General features: G+C 67.9%; 1 protein-coding gene. It reads left to right on the top strand.

All coding sequences use genetic code 11. The features are described 5' to 3' along the window. Positions 1-153: 153 nt before the first annotated feature. Positions 154-19,092 carry a BapA/Bap/LapF family large adhesin gene (locus ACFY9W_RS00535; protein ID WP_391124337.1) on the top strand — a complete coding sequence of 6,313 codons (18,939 nt, stop codon included), beginning with the start codon at positions 154-156 and terminating at the stop codon, positions 19,090-19,092. Positions 19,093-19,115 lie beyond the last annotated feature (23 nt).

Below are 19,115 nucleotides of genomic sequence, written 5' to 3'. Positions count from 1 at the left end.
GGTTGCTTCCTGCCTGGCTGCTATATCTCCCTAACCACCCATTTCTCGACTGCCTGGTCGAGACTGCGCGAAACACCCCCTGCAAGGGCTCTGTTACGGCGGTTGTGGCCCGAAGAGTCGGGCCTGGGATTCGGATACCAGCAGGGAGCATCCATGGAAAACATCGTCGTCGCCGATAAGCAATCCGAAGTCGCCACTCAGAGCGCCTGGGGCAATATCAACCTGAAAGGTCCGGGCGTCGTGCAGATGCCGGTAGCCCCCGACCAGATCGCCACCGTGACCCAACGTGGGCAAGATCTGATCGTGACCCTGAAGTCCGGTGAAAAGGTCACCATCGGCAACTTCTTCGCCGTGGACCAGGCCGGGGTCGGCAGCGACATCGTCTTCGTCGGCGAAGACGGCACCCTGTGGCACGCCCAGTACGATGCAACGGCCTTCACCGGCTTCACCTTTGAAGATGTGACCTCGCTGGACGAACTGGTCGCGGGTATCGGCACTGCCGGTAGCGCCATGCCAACCTGGGCAATTGCCGGGCTCAGCCTGCTGGGTGTCGGCGGCGCGGCAGCAACGGCTGACAACGGTGGTGGCGGCAGCAGCGGCGGTTCCGACCCGGACACCACCGCACCGGCCACGCCCATCGACCTGCTGGTATCGCCGGAAGGCCTGCGCCTGACCGGCCGCGGCGAAGCGGGCGCCACGGTGAACATCCGTGACGCCGCCGGCAACATCATCGGCAGCGGCACCGTGGCCGCCGATGGCAGCTTCAACGTGGTCCTGAACCCGCCGCAGATCAACAGCGAGAACCTGCAAGTCACCCTCACCGATGGCGCGGGCAACGTCTCGGCGCCCGGCACCGTCACTGCCCCGGATGTGACTGCGCCACTGGCGCCGACCGAACTGGCCATCGATGCCCAGGGCTCCACCCTCACCGGTCGCGCCGAAGCTGGCTCGACCGTTACCGTGCGCGGCGCCGACGGTGCAGTACTGGGCACTGCGGTAGCCGGTGCGGACGGCCTGTTCAGCATCACCCTGCAACCGCCACAAACCGATGGCCAGGCCCTGCAAGTCAGCGCCACCGATGCAGCCGGCAACACCTCGCCGGCTGCCGGCATCAATGCACCAGACGTCGACAACCCCGACACCACCGCCCCCGACCAGCCGACCAACCTGGCCCTGGCCAACGGTGTAACCCTCACCGGTCGCGGCGAGCCGGGTGCCACCGTGCAGGTGCGTGATGCGGCCGGCAACATCATTGGCACCGGCACCGTTGGCGCCGATGGCCTGTTCAGCCTCACCCTGTCACCGGCCCAGGCCAATGGCGAAGCGCTGGATATCCGCCAGGTGGATGCCGCCGGCAACAGCTCGATCCCACTGGAATTCACCGCCCCGGACATCACCCCGCCCGAAGCCGTGAGCGACATCCTGGTCGGCCCGGGTGGCACAGCCCTGAGCGGTCGCGGTGAACCTGGCGCCACCGTCGAGGTACGCGATGCCAACGGCAACGTAATCGGCACCGGTGTGGTGAGTGCCAACGGCACCTTCCTGGTCGACCTCAGTCCAGCCGCACAGCCCGGCGAACACCTGAGCCTGGTGCAGGTGGACACGAGCGGCAACGTGTCGCCGGCGACCGAATACGACGTGCCGCTGACCACTGCCCCGGACAGCCCGAGCAATCTGGCCATCGACGCCGACGGCACCACCCTGACTGGTACCGCCCCGGCCGGCAGCCGGGTGGAAGTGCATGACGCCAATGGCACACTGATCGGCAGCGGCATTGCCAATGCCGACGGCAGCTTCAGCATCGAACTGAACCCGGCCCAGTCCAACGGCGAACTGCTCGATGTCGTTGCCATCGATGACAGCGGCGTGTCGTCGCTGCCAGCCCAGATCACCGCCCCGGACATCACCGCCCCTGCCGCGCCGACCGAACTGGCCGTCAGCGCTGACGGCACCGTGCTCACCGGCCGCGCCGAACCGGGCAGCACCGTGCGCATTGTCGGCGCCGACGGCACCGAACTGGGCACTGCCGTAGTGGGTGCCACCGGAGTGTTCAGCATCACCCTCAACCCGCCACAAGTCGACGGCGAGGTACTGCAAGCTACCGCGTCCGATGCCGCTGGCAACACGTCCGTGGCCAGCTCGGTCACCGCACCGGACATCGACGGCGGCGACACCACGCCGCCGCTGGCACCGACCGATCTTGTGATTGGCCTGGCCGGCAGCCAGCTCAGCGGCCGTGGCGAGGCCGGCACCACCGTGCAGGTGCGTGACGCCGCAGGCAACATCATCGCCACCGGCACCGTCGGCGCAGATGGCACCTTCGCCGTCACCCTGGCCCCTGCCGTGAATGACGGCAGTACCTTGCAAGTCACCCTCACCGATGCCGCCGGCAACGTGTCGCCGCCAGGCTCAGTAACTTCGGCCGACCTGCTGCCGCCCGCACAACCGACCGACCTCGCCCTGGCCGATGGCGTGACCTTCACCGGTCGCGGCGAGCCGGGCGCCACCGTACAGGTGCGCGATGTCGCCGGTAACCTCATCGGCACCGGTGTAGTCGGCGCCGACGGGCTGTTCAGCCTGACCCTGTCGCCTGCCCAGGCCAATGGCGAAGCGCTCGACGTGCGCCTGGTGGACGCTGCCGGCAACACGTCGGCACCGCTGCAATTCGATGCCCCGGACATCACCCCGCCAGACGCGGTCAGCAACATCGTGGTCGGCGCCGGTGGCGTGGCCCTGAGCGGCCGCGGCGAACCGGGTGCCACGGTCGAGGTGCGTGATGCCAACGGCACCGTGATCGGTACCGGCGTGGTCGGTGCCAACGGCACCTTCCTGATCGACCTGAGCCCAGCCGCCCAACCCGGCGAACACCTGAGCCTGGTGCAGACCGATGCGAGCGGCAATGCCTCGGTAGCCCTCGAATACGACGTGCCGCTGACCACTGCCCCGGACAGCCCGAGCAACCTGGCCATCGACGCCGACGGCACCACCCTGACTGGTACCGCCCCGGCCGGCAGCCGGGTGGAAGTGCATGACGCCAATGGCACACTGATCGGCAGCGGCATTGCCAATGCCGACGGCAGCTTCAGCATCGAACTGAACCCGGCCCAGGCCAACGGCGAACTGCTCGATGTCGTTGCCATCGATGACAGCGGCGTATCGTCGCTGCCCGCACAGATCACTGCCCCGGACATCACCGCCCCGGCCGCGCCGACCGAACTGGCCGTCAGTGCTGACGGCACCGTGCTCACCGGCCGCGCCGAACCGGGCAGCACCGTGCGCATCGTCGGCGCCGACGGCACCGAACTGGGCACTGCCGTAGTGGGCGCCACCGGTGTGTTCAGCATCACCCTCAACCCGCCGCAAGTCGACGGCGAGGTACTGCAAGCTACCGCGTCCGATGCCGCTGGCAACACGTCCGTGGCCAGCTCGGTCACCGCCCCGGATATCGACGGCGGCGACACCACGCCGCCAGATGCACCTATCGACCTGGTCATCGGCCTGGCCGGCAGCCAGCTCAGCGGCCGTGGCGAAGCCGGCACCACCGTGCAGGTACGTGACGCCGCCGGCAACCTCATCGCCACCGGCACCGTCGGCGCAGATGGCACCTTCGCCGTCACCCTGGCCCCTGCCGTAAAAGACGGCAGCACCTTGCAAGTCACCCTGACCGATGCCGCTGGCAACGTCTCGCCGCCAGGTTCGGTAACTTCGGCCGACCTGCTGCCACCCGCCCAGCCGACCGACCTCGCCCTGGCCGATGGCGTGACCTTTACCGGTCGCGGCGAGCCGGGCGCCACCGTGCAGGTGCGCGATGCTGCCGGTAACCTCATCGGCACCGGTATCGTCGGCGCCGACGGGCTGTTCAGCCTGACCCTGTCGCCTGCCCAGGCCAATGGCGAAGCGCTGGATGTACGCCTGGTGGATGCCGCGGGCAATGCTTCGGCACCGCTGCAATTCAACGCCCCGGACATCACCCCGCCGGATACCGTCAGCGACATCCTGGTCGGCCCGGGCGGCACGACCCTGAGTGGCCGCGGTGAGGCCGGTGCCTCGGTGGAGGTGCGCGATGCCGATGGCAACCTGCTGGGCCGTGGCGTAGTCACGGCCAACGGCACCTTCCTGATCAGCCTTGACCCGGCCGTACAACCCGGCGACCAGCTGACGCTGCTGCAGGTGGACCCAAGCGGCAACGCCTCGGCCCCGCTCGAATACGATGTGCCGCTGACCACTGCCCCGGTCAGCCCCAGCGGGCTGGCCATCGATGCCGATGGCACCACCCTCACCGGTAGTGCCCCTGCCGGCAGCCGTGTGGAAGTGCACGACGCCAGCGGCGCCTTGATCGGTAGCGCCATTGCCAATGCCGACGGCACCTTCAGCATCGAACTGACCCCGGCCCAGGCCAACGGCGAACTGCTGAACGTGGTGGCCATCGATGCCGATGGCGTTTCGTCCATCCCCACCCAGATCACTGCGCCCGATATCACCGCACCGGCTGCGCCAGCCGAGCTGGCCGTAAGCGCTGACGGCAGCGTCATCACTGGCCGCGCCGAGCCGGGCAGCACCGTGCGCATCGTCGCCGCCGACGGCACCGAACTGGGCACCGCGGTGGTCGGCCCGACCGGTGTGTTCAGCATCAACCTGGCTCCGCCACAGATTGATGGTGAAGTGCTGCAAGCCACTGCCACCGATGCTGCGGGCAATACCTCGCCAACCAGTGCAGTGACCGCGCCAGACCTCGACGGTGTCGATACCACGCCACCCGCAGCGCCTACCGACCTGGTCATCGACCTGGCCGGCAGCCGCCTGAGCGGGCACGGCGAACCGGGCACCAACGTGGAAGTGCGTGATGCCGCAGGTAATGTCCTGGCTACCGGTACCGTAGGTGCAGACGGCAGCTTCGCCATCACCCTGACCCCGCCCGTAAACGACGGCAGCGCCTTGCAAGTGACCCTGACCGATGCCGCCGGCAACGTTTCGCCACCCGGCTCGGTCACCTCGCCAGACCTGCAGCCGCCTGCGCAGCCCACCGAGCTAGTGCTGATCAATGGCGTTACCTTCAACGGCCGCGGCGAGCCGGGTGCCACCGTACAGGTACGCGATGCCACCGGCACCGTGATCGGTACCGGCGTAGTCGGTGCCGACGGCCTGTTCAGCCTCTCCCTGTCGCCTGCCCAGGCCAACGGTGAGGCGCTGGACGTGCGCCTGGTGGATGCTGCCGGCAACAGCTCTGTGCCGCTGCAGTTCGACGCACCGGACATCACCCCGCCTGCGGCGGTCAGCAATATCGTGATCGGCGGTGGCGGGCTGGCCCTGAGTGGTCGCGGCGAAGCCGGCGCCACCGTCGAGGTGCGCGATGCCAATGGCACGCTGATCGGCACTGGCGTGGTTGCGGCTAACGGCACCTTCCTCATCGACCTGAGCCCGGCTGTGCAACCTGGCGAGCAACTGAGCCTGGTGCAGACCGACCCAAGCGGCAATGCCTCCGAGGCGCTGCAGTTCGAAGTGCCGGTTACCACCGCCCCGGCCAGCCCAAGCGACCTGGTGTTCGCCGAGGACGGCAGCAGCATCAGCGGAACCGCGCCTGCTGGCAGCCGCGTGGAAGTGCATGATGCCAACGGCACGCTGATCGGCAGCGTGGTGGCAGGCCCTGATGGCAGCTTCACCGTCACCCTCGACCCGGCCCAGGCCAATGGCGAGCTGCTGGATGTGGTGGCCATCGATGGCAGCGGCGCTTCGTCGCTGCCGGTGCAGATAACCGCACCGGACATCACCCCACCGGTCGCCCCGAGCGATTTGGTAATTAATGCCGACGGCAGTGTGGTTACCGGCCGTGCCGAGCCAGGCAGCACCGTGCGCGTGCTGGCCGCCGATGGCACCACCGTACTTGGCAGCGTGGTGGTCGGCGCCACCGGCAGCTTCAGCATCACCCTCGACCCGCCGCAGGTGAACGGCGAGGTACTGCAAGTCACCGCCACCGACGCGGCCGGCAATGCCTCCACGGCCGGCAGCGTCACCGCGCCGGACATCGACGGCGGCGACACCACGCCGCCAGAAGCGCCAACTGCCCTGCTGGTCAACGCTACCGGCAGCCAGCTGAACGGTCGTGGCGAAGCCGGTGCCAGCGTGCAGGTGCGCGATGCCGCAGGCAATGTGATTGCCAGCGGCACAGTCAACCCGGATGGCACCTTCGCCATCACCCTGAGCCCGGCCGTCACCGATGGCAGCACACTGCAGGTAACCCTGACCGACGCTGCCGGCAACGTCTCGCAACCCGGCTCGGTCGCTTCGCCAGACCTGCAAGCCCCGGCCCAACCCACTGAGCTGGCCCTGGCCGATGGCGTCACCTTCACCGGCCGCGGCGAACCCGGCGCCACCGTGCAGGTACGCAACGCTGCCGGCACCCTGATCGGCACCGGCCTGGTGAATGATGACGGCACCTTCAGCGTCACCCTGTTCCCCGCCCAGGCCAATGGCGAGGCGCTGGAAGTGCGTGTGGTGGATGCCGCCGGCAACGGCTCGGCACCGCTGGAGTTCACGGCGCCGGACATCACCCCGCCAGCCGCGGTCAGCAACATCGTGGTCGGTGCCGATGGCCTGGTGCTCAGTGGTCGTGGCGAAGCCGGTGCCACTGTCGAAGTGCGCGATGCCAACGGCACGCTGATCGGCAGTGTGATCGTCGGCGCCAACGGCACCTTCACCGTCAACCTCGACCCCGCCGTGCAGCCGGGCGAGCAACTGAGCCTGGTGCAGACCGACCCGAGCGGCAACGCCTCCGACGCGCTGCAATTCGAAGTACCGTCCACCACCACGCCGGCCAGCCCGAGCGACCTGGTGGTGGCTGCCGATGGTGGCAGTATCACCGGTACCGCACCGGCCGGTAGCCGTGTGGAGGTGCATGACGCCAACGGCACACTGGTCGGCAGTGTAGTGGTGGGTGCCGAAGGTACCTTCACCGTCATCCTCAACCCGGCCCAGGCCAACGGCGAACTGCTCGATGTGGTGGCAATCGACGCCACGGGTGCCTCGTCGCTGCCAGTACAAGTCAGCGCCCCGGATATCACCCCGCCCGCCATCCCCGGTGAGCTTGCGATCAACGCCAACGGCACTGTGGTCACCGGCCGCGCCGAAGCGGGCAGCACCGTGCGCGTGCTGGCCGCCGATGGCACCACTGTGCTCGGCACCGTGGTGGTCGGCGCCACCGGCAGCTTCAGCATTACCCTCAACCCGGCGCAGGTGAACGGCGAGGTACTGCAAGTCACTGCCACCGACGCTGCCGGCAATGCCTCCAGTGCCGGCAGCGTTACCGCGCCAGACATCGACGGTGGCGACACCACGCCACCCGACGCCGCGAGCAACCTGGTCGTCGGCCTGGCCGGCGCCCAGCTCAGCGGCCGTGGCGAAGCCGGTGCCAGCGTGCAGGTACGCGATGCCCAGGGCAATGTAGTGGCCAACGGTACAGTCAACCCGGATGGCAGCTTCCAGATCACCCTCGACCCGCCCGTCAAGGACGGCAGCACCCTGCAGGTAGTGCTGACCGATGCCGCCGGCAATGCCTCTGCGCCAGCTTCGGTGGTAACCCCGGACCTGCAGGCGCCGGCCCAGCCGACCGGCCTGGCCCTGGCCGACGGCGTTACCCTGAGCGGTAGCGGCGAGCCCGGTGCCACCGTGCAGGTACGCGATGCCTCGGGCAACGTGATAGGCACTGGCCTGGTCAACGGAAATGGCAGTTTCAGCGTCACCCTGTCGCCGGCCCAGGCCAATGGCGAAGTCCTCGACATTCGCCTGGTGGATGCTGCCGGTAACGTGTCGACACCCCTGCAGTTCGATGCTCCGGACATCACCCCGCCTGCCGAGGTCAGCAACATCGTGGTCGGCGCCGACGGCCTTACCCTGAGCGGTCGTGGCGAAGCGGGTGCCTCGGTCGAAGTGCGTGACGCCAACGGCACGCTGATCGGCAGTGGCCTGGTAACCGCGAACGGGACCTTCCTGCTCGACCTAGACCCGGCTGCACTGCCAGGCGCGCGCCTGAGCCTGGTGCAGACCGACCCGAGCGGCAATGCCTCCGAGGCCCTGACCTACGACGTGCCGCTGGTGGTCACGCCAACCAGCCCGAGCGGCCTGGTAGTCGCCGAAGACGGCACCAGCATCAGCGGCTCGGCCCCGGCCGGCAGCCGCGTGGAAGTACACGATGCCAACGGCACGCTGGTCGGCAGCATCGTGGTCGGTGCCGAAGGCACCTTCACCGTGGTGCTCAACCCGGCCCAGGCCAACGGCGAGCTACTGGACGTGGTGGCCATCGACAGCAACGGCACCTCGTCGCTGCCGGTGCAGGTCAGCGCGCCAGACATTACCCCGCCAGTCGCGCCAAGCGACCTGGTAATCGCCGCCGACGGTACCGTGGTAAGCGGCCGCGCCGAGGCGGGCAGCACCGTGCGCGTGCTGGCGGCCGATGGCACCACCGTGCTGGGTAGCGTGGTGGTCGGTGCCAGCGGTGCCTTCGAAATCACCCTCACCCCACCGCAAGTGGCGGGCGAACAGCTGCAAGTCACCGCCACCGACGCTGCCAGCAATGCCTCGCAGGCCGGCTCGATCACGGCCCCCATTGTCGACAACGGTGGCGATACCACGCCACCGGACCCGGCCAGCAACCTGGTCATCAGCAACGATGGCCGTACCGTCTCGGGCCGCGGCGAAGCGGGCGCGACCGTGGAAGTACGCAACGACCAGGGCCAGGTTCTGGGCAGCGGCACCGTGCAGGCAGACGGCAGCTTCACCGTCACACTGCCAACGCCGGTGATCGACGGCTCGTCCCTGCAAGTAACCCTGACCGATGCCGCTGGCAACGTGTCCACACCAAGCCCGCTGACTGCACCCGACCATGTGGCACCGCTGCAACCGACCGGCCTGGCGCTGGCCGATGGCGTGACCCTGACCGGTACGGCCGAAGCAGGTGCGCGGGTGGATGTGCGCGATGCCTCCGGCAACCTGATCGGCAGCACAATCGCCGGGCAGAACGGCAGCTTCAGCCTTACCCTGAACCCGGCGCAGGCCAACGGCGAAACCGTGTCGGTCAGGGTGACCGATGCAGCCGGCAACAGCTCGGTGTCGCTGAGCTACGCCACCCCGGATATCACCCCGCCAGGCATCATCAGCAACGTCATTGCGGGTGCTGGCAGCCTGGTCGTTTCCGGGCGCGGCGAAGCCGGTGCCACGGTAGAGGTGCGCGATGCCAACGGCACCGTGATCGGTACCGGCACCGTCTCGGCAAATGGCACATTCCTGGTCAACCTCGACAGCCCGGTCATTGCCGGTGAAGCCCTGGTGCTGGTGCAGACCGATGCTGCCGGCAACCCTTCGGTAGGCCTCACCATCATCGTGCCGGCCACCGCGGTACCGGACAGCCCGAGTGGGCTGGTTGTGGCTGCCGATGGCAGTTCCATCAGCGGTTCGGCCCCGCCAGGCAGCCTGGTAGAGGTGCACGATGCCCAGGGCAACCTGATAGGCAGCATCCAGGCTGGCAACGACGGTAGCTTCAACATCGGTCTCTCACCTGCCCAGGCCAACGGCGAACTGCTGGATGTGGTCGCGATCGACGCAGATGGCAACACGTCGCTGCCGACCCAGGTCAGCGCCCCGGACATCACGCCGCCCAACGAGGCGAGCGAACTGCAACTGAGCAACGATGGCAGCACCCTCACCGGGCGCGGCGAGCCCGGCACCACGGTGCAGGTCACCGATGCCCAGGGCAACGTGCTGGGCAATGCCCAAGTCGGCGCCGACGGGGTCATCAGCGTGCAGCTCAACCCACCGCAGACCGACGGCCAGGAACTGGACGTGGTGCTGCGCGATGCCGCCGGCAACAGCTCGACGGCAACCATCACCGCGCCGGACCTGGACGGCCCGCTGCAACCTTCGGGCCTGGCCATCGACAGCGCCGGCGTGCACCTGACCGGCCAGGGCCAGAGTGGCTCGATCATCACCGTGCGCGATGCTGACGGTAATGTACTAGGCACCACTACCGTGGGCGGCGACGGCCGCTTCGACGTTACCCTGAACGCGCCACAGCGCAACGGCGAAAGCCTGACCGTGGATGCCACCGACAGCCGGGGCAACAGTGCCGGGCCGGTGGACTTCACTGCACCGGACTCTACCCCGCCACAGGTGGTCGGCAGCCCGGCCATTGACGATAGCGGTACCCTCGTTACGGGTATCGGCGAGCCGGGCGCTACCGTCACCGTGCGCGGGCCGGATGGCAGCGTGCTGGGCAGCGTGGTGGTCGGCGCAGGCGGCGCGTTCGAAGTCACCCTCGGCACAGCGCAAACCAACGGCCAGGCGCTGACCGTAGAGCAGCGTGACCCGAGCGGCAACCTGTCGGCAGCCGTAGACCTTGCTGCGCCGGACACCGAGGCGCCGGCCATTCCAGGTGGCCTGACCCTCTCCGGCGACGGCTCCACCCTGACCGGTACCGGCGAACCTGGTGCCCAGGTCACCGTCACCGGCACAGCCGGCGCAGTGGTAGGCACCGCCACCGTGCAGCCAGACGGCAGCTTCAGCGTGACCATCGACCCGCCACAGGTAAACGGCCAGACCTTGACCGTGAGCCAGGCGGACAACGCCGGCAACCCATCGCCTGCGGACACCGTGACCGCGCCGGACCTTGAGGCGCCCCTGCCAGCCCAGGGCCTTGGCCTGAACGCCGCAGGTACGCTGCTCAGCGGCCAGGGCGAACCTGGCAGCACCGTGGAAGTACGCAACGCGGCCGGCGATTTGCTGGGCACCATCCAAGTGAACGGCGACGGCACCTTCGAAGTGCCGATCGCGCCAGCCCAGACCAACGGTGAAACCTTGTCGGTGGTGCTGATCGATGGCGGTGGCAACGCCTCGCCTTCGGCCAGCTTCACTGCCGACGACAGCAGCGCACCGGCCGCACCAGCAGGCCTCACCATCACCCAGGGCGGCAATGCCATCCAGGGCACAGGCGAAGCGGGCAGCACCGTTGAAGTGCGCAACGCCGCTGGCGACCTGCTCGGCAGCGTGGTAGTGCCAGCGGGGGGTAACTTCACCGTACCACTGGCGCCGGCACAACTGGATGGCCAGGCGCTGGAAGTAACCCTGACCGACGCGGCGGGCAACGTCTCCGACATCACCCCGATCACCGCACCCGACATCACCCCTCCGGCAGTGCCCGGCGATGTGGCGGTCAGCGCAGACGGCACGACTGTTACCGGCACTGCGCCGGGTGCCAGTTCGGTCACCGTCACCGACAGCGCGGGCAATGTCGTTACCGCCCCGGTCAATCCGGACGGCAGCTTCAGCGTGCCGCTGGACACCCCGCAGACCAACGGCGAAACCGTGACTGTCGTGGTGACCGATGCAGCCGGTAACGATTCGGCACCAGTAACAACCACAGCACCCGACACCACCGACCCGCAACCGGCCACCGGTGTGACCGTCAGCCCGGATGGCGGCACGGTGGGCGGCACCGCCGAACCGGGCAGTACCGTGGTCGTGCGTGACGCCGACGGCAACCCGATCGGCAGCGGCACCACAGGCCCGGACGGCACGTTCGTAGTGCCGGTCGACCCACCTCTTGCCACTGGCGACACCGGCACCGTGGTAGTCACCGACCCGGCAGGCAACACCTCCACCGAAGTGCCGGTGGCAGGCCCGACCGGCAACGAAGTGGCGACACCTGCCGGCCTGGCGATCAGCGCCGACGGCTTCCTGCTGACCGGTACCGGCACCATCGGTTCGCTGATCACCGTGACCTCTGGCGGCACCACCCTGGGCACCGCCACCGTCGGCAGCGACGGCAGCTTCCGTGTGTTCTTCCAGAACGCCCAGCTCAATGCCCAGACCTTGCAAGTCAGCGCCCGTGCCACGGTCGATGGCCAGCCATCGGTGCCGGCCACCGTCGTGGCCAACGACACCACGGCGCCGAACGCACCGACTGCCAACCTCAGCACCAACGGCAGTTCGCTTACCGGCCAGGGCGAAGTGGGGGCCACGGTGCGGGTCACCGATGCCCAGGGCACCCTGCTGGGTACCGGTACGGTCGGCAGCAATGGCCTGTACAGCATCACCCTTGCCCCAACCACGGCCAACGGCCAGAGCCTCATCGTTACCCAGGCCGACGCAGCCGGCAACGTGTCGCTGGCGACCAGCGTGCAGACGCCCGACCTGCAGGCACCGCTGGCGGCCAGCAACCTCAGCCTCAACAGCGCGGCTACCGTGCTCAGCGGCCAGGGCGAAGCCGGCGCCAGTGTCACGGTTCGCGATGCCAGCGGTGCCATCCTGGCGACCGGTACCGTCAACCAGAGCGGCCAGTTCCAGATCACCCTGCCTGCTGCACAGACCAGCGGCAGCCCCCTGCAAGTTACCCTCAGCGATGCGGCGGGCAACGTATCCGGCCCGGCCAGCCTGGCCACGCCAGACCGGACACCGCCTGCCGCGATCACCAATCCGGTGCTGAGCCAGGACGGCCGGCAACTGTCCGGTAGCGGCGAAGCCGGTGCCACGGTGCAGGTGCGCAATGCCGCGGGGGCTGTGCTTGGCACGGCGACCGTGGGTGCCGATGGCCGCTTCACGGTGACCTTCGATACCCCGCAAGCCACCGGCCAGGCCATCGGCGTGACCCAAGTGGACGCCGCCGGCAACACCTCGCCAGCGGTCAACGTGGCGACCCCGGACCTGACCCCGCCAGCACCGCTGACCAACGTGGCGCTGAACAACAACGGCCTGACCCTGACCGGCCTCGGCGAGGCAGGCGCCAGCGTCACCGTGCGCGGCCCGGACGGCACCATCATTGGCACCGGCCTGGTGGCAGCCAATGGCAGCTTCACCCTCACCCTCACCAGTGCCCAGCTCAATGCCCAGCACCTGAGCGTGACCCAGACCGATGCGGGCAACAATACCTCCACCGCCGTAGCGGTGACCGCGCCGGACTTCACCCCACCGGCAGCGCCGACGGCACTGGCATTGTCGGGTACCGGCCTGCAACTGAGCGGTAACGCCGAAGCCGGCTGCACCGTGACCGTGCGCGATGCCAGCGGCAACGTGCTGGGCACGGCGGTGGCCAGCAGCAACGGCACCTTCCAGGTCACCCTGGGCAGTGCCCAGACCAGCGGCCAGACCTTGCAGGTAAGCGCCACCGACGCGGCGGGCAATGTGTCGCCGGCTGCGCCTTACACCGCAGCCGACACCACACCGCCAGCGGCCGTGACCAACCTGGCGGTCTCCGCCAGTGGTGCCACCCTGACAGGCAATGGCGAAGCAGGCGCAACTGTCACCGTGCGGGCACCCGACAATACCGTGCTGGGCACCGCCACCGTCGGCGCCGACGGCCACTTCAGCGTGGCCCTGTCGCCGGCCGCGATCACTGGCGAAAGCCTCAGCGTGGTGCAGGCTGATGCCGCACAGAACGTCTCCCCTGCGCAAAACGTCACCGCGCCGGGCCTGCTGGCACCGGCAACACCCGACAACCTGGTCCTGGCCGCTGACGGCCTGTCGGTAACCGGCACCGCATCCGTGGGCAGTACGGTCAAGGTGTATGGCCCTAATGGCGTATTGCTGGGCAGCAGCCCGGTCGCCAACGACGGCACCTTCACCGTCAACCTGGGCAGTGCCCAGGCCAACGGCGAAGTGCTGCAGGTCAGCGCCACCGGCAGCGACGGCGCAGTCTCGCTGCCGGCCACCCTGCTGGCACCGGACACCACCGCACCGCTGCCTGTGACCAACCTGGTACTGTCCAGCGACGGCCTGGTTCTCAGTGGCCGCGGCGAACCGGGTGCCACCGTCACCGTTAAAGGTGAAGGCGGTATCGACCTGGGCACTGCGCTGGTCGATGCCAGCGGCAACTTCAGCGCCAACCTGAGCGCCCCGCAAATCAACGGCGAGCAGCTCAGCGCCGTGCAGTGGGACGTTGCCGGCAACGAGTCCAACAGCGTCAGCCTGACCGCGCCCGACCGTGTGGCGCCGGATGCCGCCGCCAACCTGGCCTTCGCCGGGGGCGGCAGCCTGCTCAACGGTAGCGGCGAGGCCGGTGCCAGCGTGCGGGTACTGGCGGCAGATGGCAGCGTGCTGGGTACCGCGGTGGTACGCGCCGACGGCACCTTCCAGGTCACCCTCAACTCGCCGCAGGCCAACGGCCAGCAAGTACACGTGGTGTTGACCGACGCCGCTGGCAACCAGTCTGACGCCAGCGCCATCACGGCGCCGGACACCACACCGCCTGCGGCGCCAAGCCAGCTGTCCGTTTCCGGTGATGGCATCACCCTCACCGGGCGCGGGGAAGTTGGCGCAACCGTCACCGTGACGGATCCGGGCGGCGCGCAAATCGGCAGCGCCATCGTCGATGCCAGCGGCCACTTCACCATCACCCTCACCCCGGCACTGGGCAACGCCGAGCTGCTCAGCTTCACCCAGACCGACGCGGCCGGCAATGTGTCGGCAGTGGCAACCCTGCAAACCCCGGACTTCACGCCGCCAGCCCCGCTCACGCAAGTGGTGATCAATGCCGACGGCAGCGTGGTCAGCGGCTTGGGCGAAGCCGGCGCAACCGTCATCGTGAGCAACGCAGCGGGCACTGTACTGGGTACCGGCACGGTGCTTGCCGACGGCAGCTTCCGTGTCGAACTGTCACCCGCACAAATCAACAACCAGGTCCTGTCGGTGCTGCAGGCCGACCCACCCGGCAACGTCAGCGAACCCGTCAGCGTGCTGGCACCGGACCACACACCGCCAGCTGCGGCAACCGAGCTGCGGCTCAATGCGGCAGGCGATGTACTGACCGGCACCGGCGAAGCGGGCACCACGGTGCGCGTGTATGTCGGCAATACTGAAGTCGGTACTGCCACAGTCGCCGCAAACGGCACCTTCACGGTCAACCTGGATGCAGCCCAGCTCAATGGCCAGGTGTTGCAGGTCACCCTGACCGACGGCAGCAGCAACGTGTCGCCGATCAGCACGGTGACGGCGGTGGACATCACGCCACCGGCAACCGTGATTGCCAGCATCAACGACAGCGGCACCCAGCTGATCGGTACCGCCGAGGCCGGCACCCGGGTCACCGTGATCAACAACAATGGCGACCTGCTGGGCCAGGTGACGGTCGACCCAGACGGCACCTTCGTGGTTGACCTGAGCAGCCCGCAGATCAACGGCCAGCAACTGACCCTGATCGCTCAGGACGCCACTGGCAACCCATCTTCGCCACTGCTGGTGACCGCGCCGGACCTGACGCCACCGGTACAGCCGAGCAACCTGTTGCTCAATGCCGCCGGCACGTCGATGACCGGTACCGCCGAAGCCGGCAGCACCATCACCGTGCGCGGGCCGGACAACAGCGTCGTCGGCCAGGTGTTGGTCGGTGACAACGGCCAGTTCACCGTTACCATCAGCCCGGCACAGAACAACGGCCAGTTGCTGACAGTGGTGTCCACGGACACTGCCGGTAACGCCTCGATACCCGCTACCTACCAGACCACCGACACCTCACCGCCCGCGGTGGTGAGCAACCTCGCGATCGACAACACCTACAGCTCGTTGACCGGCAAGGGCGAAGCCAATGCCACGGTCACCGTCAGGATCGGCGGCATCAACGGAACCGTGATCGGAACCGGGGTGGTGGATGCCGCGGGCAACTTCCAGATCAACCTTTCGCCGACGCCGGGCTCAGCCGCAGTCCTTTCCGTGACGCAGTCCGACGGACCCAACACCTCGGGAGCCGTGACGTACATCACCCCGCTGGTGCCGCCACCAGAGCCGCCAACCAACGCGGTACTGGGCAGCGACGGGCTGACCCTGACCGGTACGGCGGCAACCGGTGCAAGCATTCGCGTCTACGATGCTGCAGGCAACCTGATCGGGGCAGGGTCCGCCAACATCGGCAATGGTGGCTTCAGCATCACCTTGAGTGCGCCTCAGCTCAACGGCCAGCACATCTCGGTGACGGCAGTCTCGCTGCTAGGTGGCGAATCCCAGCCGGTCTTCCTGCAGGCAGCTGACATCACCCCACCGGCCAACCCGGTGGTCACCAGCCTGTCAGCCAACGGCCTGGTGCTTACCGGTACCGGTGAGGCCGGTGCCACAGTGACCGTGCGTGATGCCAGCAACAACGTGCTTGGCACGGCGTTGGTGAATGGCGGGGGCGTGTTCACCGTCAACCTCAACGCCGCGCAGCTCAATGGCCAGGTACTGGGGGTAAGCCAGACCGACGCCGCCGGCAACGCGTCCGGCAGCACCAGCTACACGGCTGTCGATGTGCAGCCGCCAGCAGTGCCAACCAACGTGGTCATCAACGGGGCGGGCACGATACTGACCGGTAACGGCGAAGCAGGCGCTACCGTCACCGTGCAAGGCCCGAGTGGCCAGGTGGGTACTGGCGTGGTGCAAGCCAACGGTACCTTCAGCATCACCCTGACCTCGCCACAGAACGACGGGCAACTGCTGGTAGTGCGCCAGGCCGATGCGGCCGGCAACCTGTCCACCAGCACCAGTCTGACGGCCCCGGACACCACCGCGCCGGCCGCACCGCTGGCCACCATCAACGCCAACGGCACCTCGGTCAGCGGTTCTGGCCAGATCGGCAGCACGGTCACCGTGCGCAACAGCGCCGGTACCGTGCTGGGGACCGCGACGGTGGGCAGCAACGGCCTGTTCGTGGTCAGCCTGGCCGCCGCGCAAATCGACAACCAGGCGCTCAGCGTCACCCTCACCGACGGCGCCGGCAACGTGTCCACCGGCACCGCGCTGACCGCACCGGACCTGACCCCACCTGCCGCGGCCGGCAACCTGGTGATCAGTGCCGACGGCGGTACCCTGACCGGTACCGGCGAAGTGGGTGCCACCGTGACCGTACGCAGCGCCAGCGGTACCGTGCTGCAAACCGCAACGGTGCAGCAGAACGGCACCTTCACCGTGACCCTGAGCCCGCCTCAGGACAACGGCCAGATCCTCTCGGTAACCTTGGCCGACCCGCGCGGCAACGTGTCGGGCAACGTCAACATCACCGCGCCGGATGTGGATGCCAACGCGCCAGTCAATGCCAGCGACAACCTGGCAACGGCCACTGTCAACCTGGTGCCGGTCACCGCCACCAAGACCTACACCGACAGCTTCACCACCCTGTTGTCGGGCTTCACCAAGACCTACACCTGGACGGTTGCGGCCGGCACCACGGTCGACCCGACCCTGACGTTGACCACCAACAGCGTGCTGGCGCTGCTCAACAACGCCACGTTCACCCTGCAGGTCAAAGACGCCAGTGGTAACTGGGTAACCCTCGCCACTGGCAATACCCAGGGGCTGCTCGACCTGATCGTGCTGCCGATCGGGCTGCAGGTCGATATCGGTAGCCTGCGAGCAGGCGACTACCGCCTGACCGTGGGCAGTGGCGGCATTGGCCTGGTGACCCAGGTCACCACCACGCTGGACCTCACCGCCACCAGCCTGACCCAGTTCACCGGCACCGGCACCCCCACCTCCGGCAACGTCATTACCGACGTGGGCACCGATGGCACCGTGGACGCCCGCGGCCCGGACAGCGGCGCCGTGCTGCAAGTACTGAAGAACGGCAGCTACGTTGCCGCAGGCACTGCCACCACGGTGCAGGGCCTGTACGGCACCTTGGTGATCCATGGTGACGGCAGCTACACCTACACGCCCAACGGCAGCCCGGCCAGCGTCGGCAAGGTGGATGTGTTCAGCTACCAGCTGGTGCATCCGAACGGTCTGTCCGACACCGCCAACCTGTACGTGCGCATCGACAGCCCGCAGGCCAACGAGGTGTGGAGCAACATCAACTACGCCGCGCCGGCCACGGTGGTCGACGCAGTGAACGATGTCGGCTTCAGCCACCTGACCCTGGCCAACCGCGTGGATACCAGCAGTGCCACGCTCGGTTCGCTGACGCTGCCATTGATCGGCACACGGCAGGCCACCTACACCACCACGGTTGCGGCCGATACCACGGCCAACCTGCAAGTGGTGGTCAACTCCACCAACCTGTTGAGCCTGCTCAACGGCACCACCATCGAACTGCTCAAGCTCAACCCGGCCACCGGCCAGTATGTGCTGGTGCAATCGGTGAACGGTGGCTCGCTGATCAGCCTGCTCGGCGGCGGCGCAGGGTATACCTTCCAGAACCAGGGCGCCGGCACCTACCACGTGCGGGTCACCGCCGGCGGCATCGGCCTGGCCAGTTCGATCACCACCAGTGTCAACGCCACCACCACGCACCTGACCGAGTTCGTGGTCAGTGGCGCGACAGCGGCGACCGGTAACCTGCTGACCGACGACAACGTGGGTTCGGCACTGACCGTGCTGAGCGTACTGACGGCGGCCAACACCTACACCATCCCGGGCTACAACGGGGTGAGCGTGGCCGGTACCTACGGCACCTTGCTGGTGCACGCGGATGGCAGCTACACCTATACCCTCAACTCGGGGCTGACCTCGGCGGCGGTCGGCCAGCACGACACCTTCACCTACGAGCTGACCCACCCCAACGGCACCACCGACACGGCAACGCTGACCATCAACCTGGACAACGCTGCCGGCCTTACCACCTTCAGTTCGCTGGTGGCCGACAGCGGTGACGAGGCAGTCGCACTGGCCAGCGTGGCCGCCACCACCGACGTACTGGCTGGCACCGACGGCAACGACCACCTGGTGGGCAGCCAGGGCGGGCACATCACCCTGGAAGGTGGCGCGGGTGACGATACCCTGGTGATCGTCGACCAGAACTTCGCCAGCGTCGACGGCGGCACCGGTACCGACACCCTGCAATGGGGCGGCGGCGATGCCAGCATCGACCTGGGCAACCTGGTCGGGCGCGTGCACGACATCGAAATCATCGACCTCAACGACACCAGTTCGGTGGCCCTGACCCTGAACCTGGCCGACGTGGTGGCCATTACCGAAACCGGCAACAACACACTGATCATCAAGGGGGACGCGAACGACTCGGTGCACATGACGGACAACTGGAGCCTGGTCGGGAACCAGACTGCCGACGGTATCGACTATAACCAATATACGGCGCAGGAGGATCCGAGCCACCAGCTCTGGGTGCAGAACGGTATCCACGTTGTCTGAGGCCGCTGCAAACCCGCCGGGCA

This window comes from Pseudomonas sp. NPDC008258 (assembly GCF_042956345.1).
Lineage (GTDB): Bacteria > Pseudomonadota > Gammaproteobacteria > Pseudomonadales > Pseudomonadaceae > Aquipseudomonas.
This window is presented reverse-complemented; position numbering and strand designations above follow the sequence as displayed.

Excerpts from the sequence above, each read along its gene's own strand:
- ACFY9W_RS00535 (WP_391124337.1), top strand. The coding sequence starts at position 154 with ATGGAAAACATCGTCGTCGCCGATAAGCAATCCGAAGTCGCCACTCAG.